We start from the raw sequence: 15,492 nt of genomic DNA, 5'->3' as shown, positions 1-15,492 counted from the left end.
CATGGAACCTTTGAAGTGCCCTCACTACGCAGGCAAGAAGCTTCGCGGAGTCACGCAGCATGGCAATCGCGGGCTCTTTTTCGCTAAGTTCTTCGACCAGTGGAACAGTGAATTCACGAAGATTGCCGAGCCGGAACCGGACCGGGACAGGAAGATCGACTATCACGGCGGCAAGATGAACTGGGTCTTGAGTCAGTTTCACGACCGGCCCCCCGGGAAAAGTGGCCGTTTCAAGGTGAAGGACCCAGAGCGGGGAGGAGGGAGAAAAGTTGGTAACGCGGCGGAGATTGCTGCGGCGGTGCAGCGGCTCTGTGATCTCGCGCTCGCCCTGAACCGCGATGACCCGCGGCCCGGGCCATTGTGCCTGGTCACCACCGGCCCATTCGTGACGGGTATGGGGCTGGCGCATCCGTTGGAGAACGGCTTTCTTTGGCATCACACCCTGGGGATCCCCTACCTTCCGGGCCCTTCCGTCAAAGGGATGATCCGTGCCTGGGCGGAGCACTGGGAAGACGATATGAAGACTGTCGACCGGCTGTTCGGCCGCGACGATGCGCATGCTGATGGTCCGGCGGCCGGCGCGCTGATCGTATTCGATGCCTTGCCAACAGCCCCGGTTTCCCTCATGGCCGAGGTGATCACGCCCCATGACGACGGGTGGCGGATCAACGAGGCAGCCACGCCGTCGGACTGGAACAACCCCAACCCGATTCCCTTTTTGGCGGTGGCGCCCGGGGCACAGTTTCAGTTCGCCGTCGCACGTCGGCATAATGCGGAAGCGAATGACCTGGAGACCGCCTACGACTATCTGGAGGCCGCGCTGGAATGGATCGGCGCTGGCGCCAAGACGGGCATCGGCTTCGGCCGGATGGTGAGTGATGAAGCCATGGCGGCTATGGAGGAGCGGCAAGAGGTTCTGCGGCAGGCAGAAATGCAGCGGGAACTGGCTCAGAGAATCGAGGCCCGGCAAAGTTATCCCATCGGCACCAGGGTGCGCTTCGACGGAATCAACTGGGAACTGACAGAGCCGCACAGGTTGGGGTCTGGGCAAAGGGTCAGGCTCTTCGAGACTTCCGAAGGAAGCGCGTCGGTAGAAGAGGACGAGATCGATGAGTGGGATGTCCAGGGGTGACGGTCTATTTGGTAACCCGCCATTGCGGCGCGCTCGATTGGGCCCGGCGCCGGGGCATTGAAGCACAGCGGGTCGAGCATTTGGATATCGACCTGGTCCAACAGGGAGACTGCATTCTGGGGACGCTGCCGGTTTCCCTGGCAGCCGAGGTCTGCGCTCGCGGTGCGCGCTATTTTCATCTGACGCTGGAAGTGCCGCCGGAAATGCGGGGCCGTGATCTGAGCGCCTCCGAGATGGAGGCCTTCGGGGCGAAACTCTACGAGTATTTTGTCGAAAGGCGTCTGGCCGACGGCGATTTCTAGGGGGAGGGAAGATGGGGGCGATACTGTGGAAACTCAGCCTGGTGGTCGTCGGCACATTGGTGCTGACGCTACTGGCCTTTACTTTCGAGGCGTTGCTGGGCCATTTGTCTGAGACCTTCTCCATCGTCACGAAGTCCTCGGGTTTCGCAAGCTATCTCGTGGTGTTTGGCATCGCCTGCTTCCTTGCGTTGGGCTTCATGGGCGGCATGGTCCATTGGATGGGGCACTTCGCCAACCCCATTGCATTCTTCCGGGCTGTGGATGAGCATGCGGAGCGCGGGCGCCAAGTGCTCATCCTGCCGCTTTCTGGCATGAAGAATCGGGAGTTCAATCAGCAGGCGGCCGTCACGGCGCTCGAGAGCCTGACGCACGTGGACCTTGAAACGATCTGCCGGGGCGGCGCGGGTGATCAGGTTCTGCAGCAGGCTATGCGGCATCCCTGGGTTCAGGGATTCCGGGCTTTGTTTCCACACAGGGAAACGCTGCGGCGTCTCTATGTGATTCCCTCGGACGTCGGCGATGCGGCCTCAGCGCCTGATGCCTGGCGTTTCGCGAAGGCCGTATTCGATCTGCTCGATACACGCGAGCCGAAGATTTTCTTCGTCGGCGGGCCTGGTGAGATTGTTCCCATCGAGCGGTCTGCCGTGACGGGCGCGCCCGGCCGCGAGTCCACGCTGTGCACGACGGGCGTGAACTACGGTGACTATCATGCCTTGCAGGTGGCCTTCCGCGCGGCGATCCGCCATGCCGGAGCGGCCGGCTTTGCAAAGCGCAGCCTCTGCATCGATATGACGGCGGGCACCAAGCAGGTTTCGGTCGCTGCCGCCGTTGCCGCCTTGAACACGCAGGCACTGTTCAGCTATGTCGGGAACGACGGCCGCCTGCACCTCGATACGGCAATCCTCGACCCCGGCTTGTTTTCCGAGGAATTCATCTGAGTGGGGCCGCCCCGGCCTATTCTTCAGTCTTGCTGGGACGGCCGATGAGGCCACCTCTCATCCTGCAGGAATGGACATAGGACCCGTCTGCCTGACGGGTCAGGGCTGCTGCTTGGACCCGGCGACTGGTTCGAGACTGAGATGTTCTACGCCACGCTTCTGTCCCTGACGAATCAGGGCGCAGGCTCCAGCCCAGCAGGCTGCTGTGAATCCGACCCAGGAGTTTCTATCCCTGACGGATCAGGGCGCAGGCTGCAGCCCAATCGCTGCCCAGGGGCAGAGGAGAAGAGAGTTTCTATCCCTGACGGATCAGGGCGCAGGCTGCAGCCCATGACTGACCTGGTGAAGAGAGAAGATGGTTTCTATCCCTGAGGGATCAGGGCGCAGGCTGCAGCACGATGCACCACGCGACTGGTCGCAGTCGATGTTTCTATCCCTGACGGATCGGGGCGCAGGCTGCAGCGACAATGCGTGGCCACTCCCCATCGGACGAATGGTTTCTATCCCTGACGGATCAGGGCGCAGGCTGCAGCTGTTTCTGAAACCCAGAAGACCTCGCCGGCCGTTTCTATCCCTGACGGATCAGGGCGCAGGCTGCAGCGACGGCAAACAACATGCGCAACTTCGGCCGGTTTCTATCCCTGACGGATCAGGGCGCAGGCTGCAGCCGAGTCGGTCAACGTCGCCGGCCTCAGTTCGCGTTTCTATCCCTGACGGATCAGGGCGCAGGCTGCAGCGCAGCCCAACATTGAACTCAAGTCCCTCGCTGAAAAAGGTTTCTATCCCTGACGGATCAGGGCGCAGGCTGCAGCGAGCAAATGACCGACACACAGGAATTGGAAGGTTTCTATCCCTGACGGATCAGGGCGCAGGCTGCAGCGAGTAATCACAACAGGAGGCCTGTCATGGCCGTTTCTATCCCTGACGGATCAGGGCGCAGGCTGCAGCTGCCATCGCGGCTTATAACGCTGAGCTCCATGAGCTGTTTCTATCCCTGACGGATCAGGGCGCAGGCTGCAGCTGCAGAATCCGAATGTGGCGGCCTTCGTCGGTTTCTATCCCTGACGGATCAGGGCGCAGGCTGCAGCCCCCACACCTGTATCACCCTGACGAACAAGGCGGAATGGCAAAAATATCCAGACCAAGATCCTCACGTCGGGCTCATCCTCGTTAAAATGCCAAACAACCTGTATCGGCAGAGGCAATTCTTTGATAAAATACAACTTTGTAAAGAATATTCCAAGGCAAATGGATGATGGCCAGGCAACGCAAGCGGCCTGCCAGCCACGGCCCCCGCGAGCCGCGGCTCTGCGATGCCGACCTCTTCGACGAGGCCGTGGCCCTGGAGCGACTGGAGAGCGCCTGGGCCAAGGTGTGGTCCAACGCCGGCGCGGCGGGTGGCGACGGCATATCTGTGAAGGCCTTCTTCCCCGGCGCGGCGCAGCGGCTGCGCCGCCTCGCAGAGGCGCTGCGCGACGGCCGCTACCGGCCGGGCCCGCTGCGCCATCTGGACATCCCCAAACCCGGTGGCGGACTGCGGCCCCTTGCCATTCCTTGCGTCGTCGACCGCATCGCGCAGACCGCGGCAGCGGACGTCCTGACGCCGCTGCTGGACGCGGAGTTCGAGCCGGCCAGTTTCGCCTATAGGCCGGGCCGCTCTGTGCAGCAGGCGGTGCAGCAGATTGCACGCGCCCGGGAAGACGGCTTCACCTGGGTAGTCGATGCGGATATTGAGCGCTACTTCGAGACCATTCCCCATGACGAACTGATCGCGCGCTGGCGTGACTCGGTCAGCGACGGACCGCTAACGGAGTTGATCTGGACCTGGATCTCCCATGCGGCACCGCAGGGGCGCGGCTTGGCGCAGGGTTCCCCGCTGTCGCCCCTTCTGGCCAACCTCTACCTCGATCGCCTGGACGAGGCGTTCTATGACAAGGGAACGCGGCTGGTTCGGTTTGCCGACGACTTCGTCGTTCTCTGCCGCAGCAGCGGCGGGGCGGAAGAGGCCATGGCCAAGGTCGAGGGACTGCTCGCCGAACGCGGGCTGGCGCTGAACCGGCAGAAGAGCCGTATCGCCGATTTCAATCGCGGTTTCAGGTTCCTGGGACAGTTGTTCGTGCGCTCCATGGTGATGAAACAGGCGCCTGAGGATGCCGACGCCGAAGCCGTCGACAGGGTGCTGCGGCGCATCGCGCGCCACGACAGTGCGGCGGAGGCGGATGCGGCGGCCGAGCAGGCCGACGAGGACCGCCAGGAGGCGCTCGGCTATTCCCCCGGCTTGCGCAACCTGCATATCAGGACGCCGGACCGCCGCTTGGGTGTTCGCAACGAGGCCTTCTGCGTGGAGCAGGGCGAAGGACAGCCGGGGGCAGACGTGTCCTGGCGGGAAGTGATCGCGATCCCGCACCAGGACGTCGACCGGATCGATCTGGCCCCCCGCGTGCCGGTGACCGAGCAGGCGCTGCGCCATGCGCTGGCCACGGACACCATGGTGGCGCACGTGGACGGCCGCGGCAGGACGCTGGGCTGGACCAGTTCCAGTCTCGCGCCGCGTGCCGGCCGGCACATGGCGCAGGCGGCAGCCTACCTGGACCCTGACCGGCGGCTCGCCCTCGCGCGCCGCTATGTCGATGCAAGACTGCGCAATCAGCGCGCCGTGCTGCGGCGCATCGTAGCAGGGCGCCAGTCGGTACCGCCGCCCGTGCAGGACGCCCTGGTCGCGCTGAACAGCCTGATCGGGCGCGGTGCCAAGGGCCCCCTCTACGCTGCACCGGACATCGCATTTCTCATGGGCAAAGAAGGCGAAGGAACGGCCCGGTGGTGGCGGGCGGTCAGCGTCCTGGCGCCTGCGGGCTTCACCTTCGCACAGCGTGATCGGGAGGGGCAGGACGCCGCGAACATCTGCCTGAACTTTCTGGCCTGGCTGCTGGCCCGCGACGTGTCGGTGGCGGTCATGCGCGCCGGCCTGCATCCGGGCTTCGGCGCCCTGCACGCGGTGTCGGACCACCGGGATGCCTGCGTCTTCGATATGATGGAGATCTACCGCGCGCATCTCGTGGGCGGCCTGTTCGTCTACTGCGCCAGCCGGCGTTTCGTGCGGGGTGACATGTTCACCCAGCAGGAGTCCGGCCTTCGCATGAACCGGGCGGCGGGCGATGCCCTGATCCGCGCCTACGAGGCCCGGGTGAACGGCAGGATCAAGAGCCCTGTGCGCGGCCGCCGAATCACCTGGCGCCGGCTGATGGTGGAGCAGGCCTTTGCCTTGGCGGCGCACCTGGAAGACGGCAGGGATTTCGAACCCTACGTCATGGACTACTAGGCAGAAGCAGGGGAACGGCCATGTCCGAAACGGTCCTGACCATCGTCATCTGCTATGATGTGGTGAGCGCCGGACCGCGGCGCCGGATCGCGAAGCTGCTGGAGGAGCGCATGGTTCGGGTGCAGCAATCCGTCTTCGAGGCCAGGATGACGGCGAGGGCGGCGAACCGCCTCTTCGATCGGGCCAGGAGGATGGCCGAGGAGGAGGACTCCCTGCGCATGTATGTGCTGCCCAGAGACGGGCTGACCCGCAGCCGCGCCGCCGGCGGCGCGCCCCTGCCGGAAGAGGGGTCGTTTTGGATCTTGTAGGCGGCGATGCGGTCAACCAGCGGCTTCTGGCCCCCAAACAGGCGGTATCGGGCGAAGTCCTGGCAGCCCTGTGGTCGTTCGAGCAGACGGTCGTGGTCCTACCGGGACTAGGCGCCCTGCAGAATGCCGGCAATCTTCTCCAGAAGGTGCGTGGTGCTTTCGGGGACGCTCTCCTTGCCGGCGCTTCGGAACCTGTACGGGCGCACCAGCCCTGCAATTGGCACCCGCCCTGCGCCGCCGAGGTGTTCTTTGGCCGCAAACCCTGCCTGCGTGTTGCGGCGCATGACAGCGAGATACCCAAGCCTTTCGTCCTGTCCAGCGAGCGAGTGAATCAAGATCTGCATGTGAAGCTCGCGGTCTTCGGTTTTGCATCTGCCTGGGCGCGCGCCACAAGCCTCGCGCTTGCCGAGGCGCTGCGTAACCGGGTGCTCTGGGCGAAGATGGCAAAGGATCTTTCGGTGTTCCTGCCGAAACGGATAGAACTGGGCAGCATGCGTAGCTGCGGTTGCCATGGCCTCGGACTGGGTAGCGCTCCTGCCGCCCTGAGAATGGATTTCCATTCGCCTGTCGATGCAGAGAGAGGTTCGGCATTCGAGCAGCCGGAGATTCTCCTGCGTCGCCTGCTTCGCCGTGTCGCTCTTCTTGCCCGCTGGCATGATGTCGATCTCGAGGCCGATTGGGATGCGCTCGAGAAAGCCATCGGCGGCATTCAAGTAAACTTTCTGGATTATGCCGGACCTGCCGACGGTCGTGCCCGGCGGCGTGGTGGGCACCGATTGAAGAACCGGCTCATCGAACTACCGTCTCTGGAACTCTCCGGCGATATTCACCTGCTCTGGCCCTATATTGCCATCGGGGAGACGGCACACATCGGCCGTGGCGCATCGCTCGGGCTTGGCCGCTACCGACTGACGCCGGCCTGAAGGTCATATTTGGCTCTGTCGCTCATTGGCGAGATGTGGTCCGGGCGTTCAAGTGCGAGGAACCCGATGCAGGAAACGGTTGGTTACAGCGCTTAAGGAAAGAACAGTGCGTGTTCTTGCAATAGTGCTGGTATTGGCCATTTCATCCTTCGCCCACGCCGCGATTTACACGCCTTCTCCGCCCGTAGGTCGCGCAGGTTCGTCAGTGTTGAAGAGCCAAACTGAATCGCTAGTCTTGCGCCAGGAGGTGGACTAATCGCTTAACTGTCCATCTCGCAATCGACTTCCGTGATGAAAGCGACCTCTTCGGGAGCCTGTACCCCGTCCGCATCCATCACCGCTACCATTGCCCTAAACAGCCGCTTGCTTGCCACCGAATCTTCTCGGCGATTCAGTCGCACTAGACACTCGCCTACGGCGGTTATATCGGGGCACAGCTTGCGGATGTAGCGATCAAGTGCCGCGCGGTCTGATTCCTCAAAAGGCAGACCTTGCCGGTCGCACGCATCGGCAGTGAAATCCAGCATGCGTTCCACCTCGTAGTCGTGGAGGTGTCCGTCGCTCCGGCTCAACGCAGCAAGGATGCAGAGTTCGTCGGCGCAGGCCGCTCTCTGCGACTCACCAGGTCTTGGCTCTGCGCGCTTCGGAGCGGTAATTGCTCCAACTGGCAGAGGAAGCCTGATGCCCAGATCGTCAAAGTACTCAAGCGGCTCCCAGATCACGCCGTCCCAGTCAATGATCGAGACGATGCGATCGGTGCGGAAACTCCGGACGGCCTTGCGCTCGTGGCAAAACGCTCGCATCAGATAGTGGCCGCCTTCGGTTGGCCGAAAGCCATTGAGCGTGATGCGACGCCGCGTCATCGCATTTCGGGAATCTCGGTACTCCATCGCAAAAGACAGGCCACCGACGGCACCATCGTCCAGATCTGCCAGGGGATCAGTTGGCGTCTTGTCGGTTAGCAGGGCCTCGAAGTTGAACGGTCCCTCGGCGTCTTCCGCGAACACATCGTCACTGTCCGTCAGCGCGGGCTCAAAATCCGGGATGACGGTGACCGAGCGTAAGGGCCGCGCCGTGATGAGCTTAAGGACTTGCACGTACATAACTTTCCCCTAAAGGCCTAGCACCTTCGTGCCATAGTTGAACATCGTAAGGGCGAAGACACGTCGTAATCAAGACGCTTAGAGAAATCAGTCGGAGAGGTCGGCGGCGCAGAGCGACGATCCCGCTTTGTCCAAGTTGCAGTCGACCCGTCTCCCGGCGAACACGAGGACAGGCCGCACCGCCGAAATCCCTGCCGGACCAGCTTCGTCGCGGCGCAGGCTTTCGGGACGAGTGCAGCGGGTAGACTAGCTTTTCGGCTGACTCAACATTAACCATTGAGAGAATGACATATCGATTACTCTCTCTTAGGATGGCCTTGGAGCGGACCAGGGGAGTTGGCCGGTCATCAGGTGGCAGTGGGGAGGGCAGTTTGGGCTGTCTGCGCCGAAGAACCGCGTCGTGAATGATCGTCGACAGGCCAGCCTGTAGTCCTTGCCGCGAACTCGGCGTTTCGCCGTGGCGCGCAGGACGCCATTGGGTGCAGCGGCCAGCAGATCGTAGGGCCTTCCCTTGTCATAGCGCAACGCAAGGGAGGCGCCCGTGAACGAGATTAACCAAGCCGGCTGGTCAGCAGCGGCAGATCAGGATCCGGACGCGCCATTGGGCGAGGGTCAGTCCGCAGGTGATCACATGCCAGCCGCATCACCGGTCGAGATCTCGGCCTCGATCGCCCAGCAGATCACCTACGCCACCCAACAGAACGACGTTGCGGTCATTGCCGATCTGGGGCTTGCCAACCACGGCGAAGAAGACCTCGAGCACCTGGTGCTGACCCTCGAGGTCGACCCGCCGCTCATCGCCGAGAAGCGCTGGCGCATCGACCGCCTGGCCGCCGGCAGCGAGCTGCGGCTCAGCGACCGAGGCGTGTCGCTTTCCGGCGCCAGCCTTTCGCGGATCACCGAGCGGCGCCGGGCCGAGCTCTCATTGCGCCTCACCCGGGGCAAGGAGATCCTGGCCGAGGAACGGCGCGAGATCATCGGTCTCGCCCACAACGAGTGGGGCGGGGCCAGCCATATGCCCGAGCTGCTGGCCGCCTTCGTCATGCCCAACGACCCGGCGGTGGCGCGCCTCCTCAAGGAGGCTTCGGAAGTATTGCGGCGCTCGGGCAAGAACCCCTCGCTGGAAGGCTACCAGCAGAAGTCCAGGAAGCGGGTCTGGGAGATCGCCGCGGCGCTCTGGGCTGCCGTGGCGCAGCGCCGGCTGACCTACGTGGAGCCGCCGGCCAGCTTCGAGCGCCAGGGCCAGAAGATCCGCACACCGGGCGAGGTGCTGGAGACGGGGCTGGCCACCTGTCTCGACAGCGCCGTGCTCTTCGCCTCGGCGCTGGAGCAGGTCGGCCTCAATCCCATGATCGCCTTTACCGACGGCCATGCCATCTGCGGGCTCTGGCTGCAGCCCCAGACGCTGCCGGGCCTCACCACCGACGACGCCTCGGAACTGCGCAAGCACGTCGACCTGAAGGAACTGCTGCTCTTCGAGACCACGGCAGTGACACAGGACCCGCCGATGAAGTTCTCGAAGGCCATTGAGGCCGGAAATGGCGAGATCGCCGAGGCGGTGGAGGAGAAATTCGTTTACACCCTCGATCTCCGCCGTGCCCGTCAGCAGCAGATCTCGCCACTAAGCACCGAAAGGGAGATCGATGGTGGCGAGGGCGAGAGCGAGGCGGTCGTTTCCGAGGGCATGGAGGAGGCACCCGAGCTCCCCGGTTTCGATCTCGGCCTGGAGACGGGCGAAAAGCCGGACACGCCCGAAGACCGGCTCGACCACTGGAAGCGCAAGCTCCTCGACCTCACCAAGCGCAACCGCCTCTTGAACCTGAAGCCCTCGAAGACGGCGATCCCGCTTATCTGCCCCGACCCGGCCGCCCTCGAGGACAAGCTCGCCGAGGGCAGGAAGATCTCGGTAAAGCCCCTGGTGAAGATCTCGCAAGAGGGCGAGGGCGGGCGCGATGCGCAGCTCTTCCAGCAGAGGAGCGGCGAGGACTACGTGAAGCGGTTTGCCGAGGAGGCGCTCGCCAACAACGAGTTGGTTTCCGAGCGCGACCAGAAGGAGCTCGACGCGGGCCTGATCCAGCTCTACCGCAAGTCCAAGTCGGACCTGCAGGAAGGCGGCGCCAACACGCTCTTCCTGGCGCTCGGCATGCTGAAATGGAAGCAGTCGGAGGACGAGACCCGCAGCTACCGCGCGCCGCTCATCCTGGTGCCGGTGACCCTCGAGCGCCGCAGCGCCGCCTCCAAGGTGAAAATCACCGCGCACGACGATGAGACGGTTTTCAACATGACGCTCCTGGAGATGCTGCGCCAGGACTTCGACCTGCGTCTGCCGCAGCTTGAGGGCAAGCTGCCGGAGGACGAGGCCGGCGTCGACGTCACACTCATCTGGAACACAGTCCGCAAGGCGGTGCGCGACATCAAGGGCTTCGAGGTGGTCGAGGAGGTGGTGATCTCGACCTTCTCCTTTGCCAAGTACCTCATGTGGAAGGACCTCTCCGACCGCACGGCCGAGCTGAAGGAAAGCCCCTTCGTCGAGCACTTGATCGACCACCCGCGCGATCCCTACGAGGCCTCGGCCGAGTTCCTGAAGCCCTCGGAGATCGACGAGAAGATCGACCCCTCGGAACTCTTCATGCCGCTGCAGGCCGACTCCTCGCAGATCGTCGCGGTGCAGGCCTCTTCCCAGGGCGGCGACTTCGTGCTGGAGGGCCCGCCGGGCACCGGCAAGTCGCAGACCATCGCCAACATGATCGCCCACAACCTGGGCCTCGGCCGGCGGGTCCTCTTCGTCTCGGAGAAGATGGCCGCCCTCGAGGTGGTCTACCGCCGCCTGGTCGACAAGGGTCTCGGACGCTTCTGTCTCGAGCTACACTCCTCCAAGGCCAACAAGAAGGACGTGCTGAACCAGCTCGACCAGTCCTGGAGCGCGCGCGGCGAGGAGACCGCCGAGCACTGGCAGACCGAGGCAGCGCGCCTCAAAAAGCTGCGCGATGATCTGAACGGACTGGTAAAGGCGCTCCACAGCCCCGGCCAGACGGGGGTCAGCCCGCGCGCGGCCATCGGGCGGAGCCTGCGCTTTGCCGAGCGTCATCGCCTGGAGCTCTCCTGGGAGGGCGGCCTGGAAGCCGACCGGGCCCGGGACCGCGAGGGGCTCGCCCGCCTGCAGGACATCGCCCGGCGCCTGGGGCTCGAGCGCGGCCAGATCGGCCCGCAAGAGGCGAAGGCCTTCAAGGAGCTGCGTCAGGAGGACTGGTCGAATGCCTGGCAGGCCCGTTTCGTCGAGGCCGCGCGCCGGCTCATCGGCCGCATCGATGCCGTGCTGGCGGCCGCGGGGAACTTCGCGGGGCCGGCCGGCCTGCCCGTTCCAGGGACGCGCCTCGCCGGCCTCGAGGGGCTTGCGATGATCGCCCTGCTGCTGCCGGCGGCCGCGCGCCACGACCTGGGTTTCGCGCTCACCGGCAAGGGCGGGCAGGTGCTGGAGGACCTGGGCCGCGCCCTCGATAAGCTGGAAACCTATCGCAGCGAGAAAAAGAAGCTCTCGCTCACCTACAGCGACGAGGCCATCGCCGCGGCCGAGGTCGAGGCCTGGAAAGGGCAGTGGCTGGCCGCCGGCAACAAGATCTGGCCCTTCGGCGCCCTGGCGCGCCGCGGTGTCGCTTCGCGCATGAAGAAGGCCGCGGCCTTGAAGAAGCGCCCGGCGCCGGCGGGTGATCTCGATGTCCTGGAGAAGCTGCAGGCGATCAGGGCAGAAATGGAGGCGACCGTCCGCGATCTGCCTGCAGACGCGCCCTGGAAGGGCCTCGAGAGCGATATCGAGCGGGCCCGCGAGGCGGCGGTGGCCGGGGCCAAGCTGCGCGAGGGGGCGACGCGCCTGGCCGAGGGTGCCGACCAGCTGATCGCCGTGCGTGAGACCCTGCGCAAGCTGGTCTCGGAGGGCCAGGACCTCATCGATGCCGGCATGCCGATCGCCGAGGCCGGCCGGAGGCTGGCCGAGGAGATGCAGGCCTTCAAGCAGGCCCTTGGCGACTACGTGGCAGAGGCGGCCGCCGAAGCGCGCAGCGTCACCGAGCTCGGGGTGCTGAAGGATGAGGCTCAAGGGGTGCTCGATCTGCAGCAGCGCATCAACGTCTGGTGCCGCTGGCAGGCGGTCCGCAACGAGGCCCTGGCCGCCGGCCTCGAGGACCTGGTGGCGGGTCTGGAGAGCGGCCTGGTCCCGGCCGAAGAGACCGAAGAAGCCTTCAAGACCGCCTACTGCCGGTGGATCGCCGGGCGCCTGGTGGACGAGCGCGAGGAGCTGCGCACCTTCTCGGCCTTGGCCCAGGAGCAGAAGATCGAGGAGTTCCGCAAGCTCGACCGCCGGATGGCGGATCTCGCCATCGACTACATCAAGGCGCGGCTTTCCGGGGACATTCCGGGGCGTCACGAGCCCAAGCAGCCGCCGGGCTACGGCGTGCTCGCCCGCGAGATCCAGAAGAAGGCGCGCCACATGCCGGTGCGCCAGCTGGTCGGCGAGCTGGGCGAGGTGCTGACCACGCTCACCCCCTGCCTGCTCATGAGCCCGCTCTCGGTCGCCCAGTTCCTCGCCGCCGGCAGCCAGCCCTTCGATGTGGTGATCTTCGATGAGGCCTCGCAGATCACCGTGTGGGACGCGATCGGCGCCATTGCCCGCGGCATCAACGTCATCGTCGTGGGCGATCCCAAGCAGATGCCGCCGACCTCCTTCTTCGAGCGCGCGGCCTCGGAGGACGCCGAGGAGGAGAGCGGCTTTGCCGACGACATGGAGAGCATCCTCGACGAGGCGCTGGCCGCCCGGATCAAGTGGCACCGCCTGACCGGGCACTACCGCAGCAAGCACGAGAGTCTCATCGCCTTTTCCAACCACCGCTACTACGGCGGCGATTTGGTCACCTACCCCTCCAACGACACCAAGCCGACCGCGGTCTCCTTCCGCAAGGTCAAGGGCATCTATCAGCGCGGCAAGGGGCGCACCAATCCCGACGAGGCCAAGGAGGTGGTGGCCGAGGTGGTGCGGCGCCTCAAGGATCCGGCCTTAAGCCGGCTTTCGATCGGCGTGGTCACCCTCAATTCAGAGCAGCAGCGCCTCGTCGAGGAGTTGCTGGACGATGAGCGCCGGCAGGACCCGGGTCTGGAAGCCTTCTTCGGCGACGATGCGGTGGAGCCGGTCTTCATCAAGAACCTGGAGACGGTGCAGGGTGACCAGCGCGACGTGATCCTGCTCTCAGTCGGCTATGGCCCCACCGTGCCCGGCGCGCAGACCATGTCGATGAACTTCGGCCCCTTGAACCGCAAGGGCGGTGAGCGGCGCCTCAACGTGGCGATTACCCGGGCCACCACCGAGGTGATGATTTTCGCGAGCTTCGATCCCTCGATGATCGATCTGACCCGCACCTCGGCCGCGGCGGTGCGCGATCTGCGCCACTACCTGGAGTTCGCCGAGCGCGGCCCGGCGGCGCTCGGCGAGGCGCTCAAGTCGGTCGGCGGCACGGACAGCTTCGACTCCGACTTCGAGGAGGCGGTGGCCGAGGGCCTCAGGCGCCGCGGCTGGGACCTGCACAGCCAGATCGGCGTCTCCAAGTTCCGCATCGACCTCGGCGTCATCCACCCGGACTGGCCGGGCCATTACCTTGTAGGCCTCGAGTGCGACGGCGCGACCTACCATTCCTCGCCCTCGGCGCGCGACCGCGATCGGGTGCGCCAGGCGATCCTCGAAGGGCTCGGCTGGCGCCTCCTGCGTATCTGGTCGACGGACTTCTTCATCGACCCCAAGGGCACCCTGGAGCGTATCGACGAGGCGCTCCAGAAGCTGCTGGAGGAAGACCGCGCCCACGTGGAGACGGCCGAAGGCGCGGCGACGCCGCCGGCGGTGGAGGGCGACGGCGCCACCGAGGCGCAGGAGAAACTCGAGGCGGAAGTTGGAGAAGATGAGGCGCCCACCGTCGAGGATGAGGTCGAGGCCGCGCCGGAAGATCTCGGGGAAGAAGCGGGCAGGTCTCATGACTCGGAGCCGGCGGAGGCGGTGCGCGCCTTTGCCCGCCAGTCCGGCGACCCGGCGCTGGACGGCCGCGGCGCTCTGGACCGGGTCGGCCCGGAGCTCTCGCCCGAGCGCTTCTACGACCCGGACTATCTGGAGGTGCTGCGCCGCCTGGTTCTCGCGGTCATCGATGGCGAGGGGCCGGTGACCTTCGACTTCCTGGCGACGCGCATCGCGCGGGAACATGGATTCCAGCGCACCGGTGCGCGCATCCGCCAGCAGGTGGCGGCCGCGCTCGGCCGCCAGCGCCGGCAAAGCCGGGGCCCGGGCACGGAGAAGGTCTACTGGCCCGACGGCCAGGAGCCGCAGAAGGTCACCGGCTTTCGCGGCCTGAACGGCACCCCGGCGCCGCGCCACTGGGCGGAGGTGCCCGACCCGGAGAAACTCGGCCTGGCAAGACAGGTACTCGAGGAGTCCAAAGAGGCGGACCGGGCGGCGGTCATGGCGCGGATCATCGGCCTGGCGAGTTTGCGGCAGAAAACCCGCGAGGAATTCGAGGGGCTGTTGAGACGCGCAGCGGAACTGAATGAAGAAGACGAGGGGGGAGATGGCGGCGCCGGCAGAGAGGAGGCTTGAGCCGGAAGGGCTGACGGGGCTGGCAGGGCGTTGCCGGCGCTGGCTGAGGGCCGGTTTCGACGGCGGCGCCGCGGACCAGCCGGGCAGCATCTATCTGGCGCGCTTGGTGGTTTTCGTGATCCTGGTGGGCTCGGTCCTGGCTATGGCGGAGACCGAGCCGAGCCTCTGGCGCGACCGGGACGTGGCCGCGGCCCTGCACCTGCTCGACTGGGCCCTGCTGGTCTTCTTCGTGCTGGAATACCTGCTGCGCTTCTGGGCCGCAGGGGAGATTGCGGCCTGGCGGGGCTGGCGCGGCCGCCTCATCTGGATGACGCGGCCCTGGCACCTCTTCGATCTGGCCCTCATCCTGGTCTTCCTGCTTCCCTTCCTCGGCGCGGAGGTCTTCATCTTGCGCCTCCTGCGCCTCGGGCGGATCTTCATGGTGCTGCGTCTGACGCGGCTCACCGCGGCCGGACAGCTGCTGGGCGCCTGCATTTTTGCCCGGCGCTACGAGCTTCTGGTCAGCGTGATGATGGCCTTCTTCTTGATGGTGGTGGCCGCGATCTGCCTCTACCTGGTGGAAGGGACAGCGCAGCCGGAGGCCTTCGGTTCGGTGCCGCGGGCGCTGTGGTGGGCCATGGCGACGCTCACCACGGTGGGCTATGGCGATGTCTACCCGGTGACGCCGCTCGGTAAGATCCTGGCCGGCCTGGTTGCTTTCATCGGCATCGGCGTCATCGCCATCCCGACGGGCATCGTCGCCGGGGCCTTTGCCAACGCCATGGCACGGGCCCCTGCGGGTGCCGGCGGCGAGGAGGCCGGATCCGAAGGAGAATAGTTCCGGGATGAGGGAGATGTCTGAG

9 protein-coding genes and 1 CRISPR repeat array are annotated in these 15,492 nt (G+C 65.3%); of the genes, 8 read left to right on the top strand and 1 reads right to left on the bottom strand.

What is annotated here, in order from left to right; translation table 11 throughout:
* The first annotated feature begins 1 nt into the window (after position 1).
* From cmr6 to cas6, 6 genes are all read left to right on the top strand, one after another.
* Positions 2–1,132 carry a type III-B CRISPR module RAMP protein Cmr6 gene (gene cmr6 / locus AAFN88_RS15005; protein WP_347521173.1) on the top strand — a complete coding sequence of 377 codons (1,131 nt, stop codon included), beginning with the start codon at positions 2–4 and terminating at the stop codon, positions 1,130–1,132.
* Entirely contained in the window at positions 1,129–1,434 is a 306-nt protein-coding gene (csx16, locus tag AAFN88_RS15000) for a CRISPR-associated protein Csx16 (protein WP_347521172.1), read from the top strand. Before cmr6 ends, csx16 begins: the two co-directional genes overlap by 4 nt.
* An 11-nt stretch (positions 1,435–1,445) precedes the next feature.
* The gene (locus AAFN88_RS14995) at positions 1,446–2,372 is read left to right on the top strand and encodes a hypothetical protein (protein ID WP_347521171.1); all 927 of its coding nucleotides are present in this window, start codon (positions 1,446–1,448) and stop codon (positions 2,370–2,372) included.
* 155 nt (positions 2,373–2,527) lie between these two features.
* Positions 2,528–3,460: a CRISPR direct-repeat array (repeat unit 37 nt; unit sequence GTTTCTATCCCTGACGGATCAGGGCGCAGGCTGCAGC).
* Between the two features lie 164 nt (positions 3,461–3,624).
* On the top strand, positions 3,625–5,691 hold the full coding sequence (cas1, locus tag AAFN88_RS14990) for a CRISPR-associated endonuclease Cas1 (protein ID WP_347521170.1): 2,067 nt from the start codon (positions 3,625–3,627) through the stop codon (positions 5,689–5,691).
* Positions 5,692–5,711: 20 nt separating this feature from the next.
* Positions 5,712–5,999 carry a CRISPR-associated endonuclease Cas2 gene (gene cas2 / locus AAFN88_RS14985; RefSeq protein ID WP_347521169.1) on the top strand — a complete coding sequence of 96 codons (288 nt, stop codon included), beginning with the start codon at positions 5,712–5,714 and terminating at the stop codon, positions 5,997–5,999.
* Positions 5,987–6,922 carry a CRISPR system precrRNA processing endoribonuclease RAMP protein Cas6 gene (gene cas6 / locus AAFN88_RS14980; RefSeq protein WP_347521168.1) on the top strand — a complete coding sequence of 312 codons (936 nt, stop codon included), beginning with the start codon at positions 5,987–5,989 and terminating at the stop codon, positions 6,920–6,922. The genes cas2 and cas6 overlap by 13 nt, the downstream gene beginning before the upstream one ends.
* Before the next feature lie 260 nt (positions 6,923–7,182).
* Here the strand turns inward: cas6 and AAFN88_RS14975 are convergent, their stop codons facing one another.
* Positions 7,183–8,025, bottom strand: coding sequence for a hypothetical protein (locus AAFN88_RS14975; protein ID WP_347521166.1), 843 nt, complete (start codon positions 8,023–8,025; stop codon positions 7,183–7,185).
* Positions 8,026–8,656: 631 nt separating this feature from the next.
* Between AAFN88_RS14975 and AAFN88_RS14970 the strand changes: the two genes are divergently transcribed.
* Positions 8,657–14,650: a DUF3320 domain-containing protein gene (locus AAFN88_RS14970; protein ID WP_347521164.1), complete on the top strand. Its 5,994-nt coding sequence runs from the start codon at positions 8,657–8,659 to the stop codon at positions 14,648–14,650.
* Positions 14,622–15,467: an ion transporter gene (locus AAFN88_RS14965; RefSeq protein ID WP_347521163.1), complete on the top strand. Its 846-nt coding sequence runs from the start codon at positions 14,622–14,624 to the stop codon at positions 15,465–15,467. Before AAFN88_RS14970 ends, AAFN88_RS14965 begins: the two co-directional genes overlap by 29 nt.
* Positions 15,468–15,492 lie beyond the last annotated feature (25 nt).

Origin of the sequence: Pelagibius sp. CAU 1746, from assembly GCF_039839785.1 — a bacterium.
Taxonomy (GTDB): domain Bacteria; phylum Pseudomonadota; class Alphaproteobacteria; order Kiloniellales; family Kiloniellaceae; genus Pelagibius.
This window is presented reverse-complemented; position numbering and strand designations above follow the sequence as displayed.

Excerpts from the sequence above, each read along its gene's own strand:
- cmr6 (WP_347521173.1), top strand. The coding sequence starts at position 2 with ATGGAACCTTTGAAGTGCCCTCACTACGCAGGCAAGAAGCTTCGCGGA.
- AAFN88_RS14995 (WP_347521171.1), top strand. The coding sequence starts at position 1,446 with ATGGGGGCGATACTGTGGAAACTCAGCCTGGTGGTCGTCGGCACATTG.
- cas1 (WP_347521170.1), top strand. The coding sequence starts at position 3,625 with ATGATGGCCAGGCAACGCAAGCGGCCTGCCAGCCACGGCCCCCGCGAG.
- cas2 (WP_347521169.1), top strand. The coding sequence starts at position 5,712 with ATGTCCGAAACGGTCCTGACCATCGTCATCTGCTATGATGTGGTGAGC.
- AAFN88_RS14975 (WP_347521166.1), bottom strand. The coding sequence starts at position 8,025 with ATGTACGTGCAAGTCCTTAAGCTCATCACGGCGCGGCCCTTACGCTCG.
- AAFN88_RS14970 (WP_347521164.1), top strand. The coding sequence starts at position 8,657 with ATGCCAGCCGCATCACCGGTCGAGATCTCGGCCTCGATCGCCCAGCAG.
- AAFN88_RS14965 (WP_347521163.1), top strand. The coding sequence starts at position 14,622 with ATGGCGGCGCCGGCAGAGAGGAGGCTTGAGCCGGAAGGGCTGACGGGG.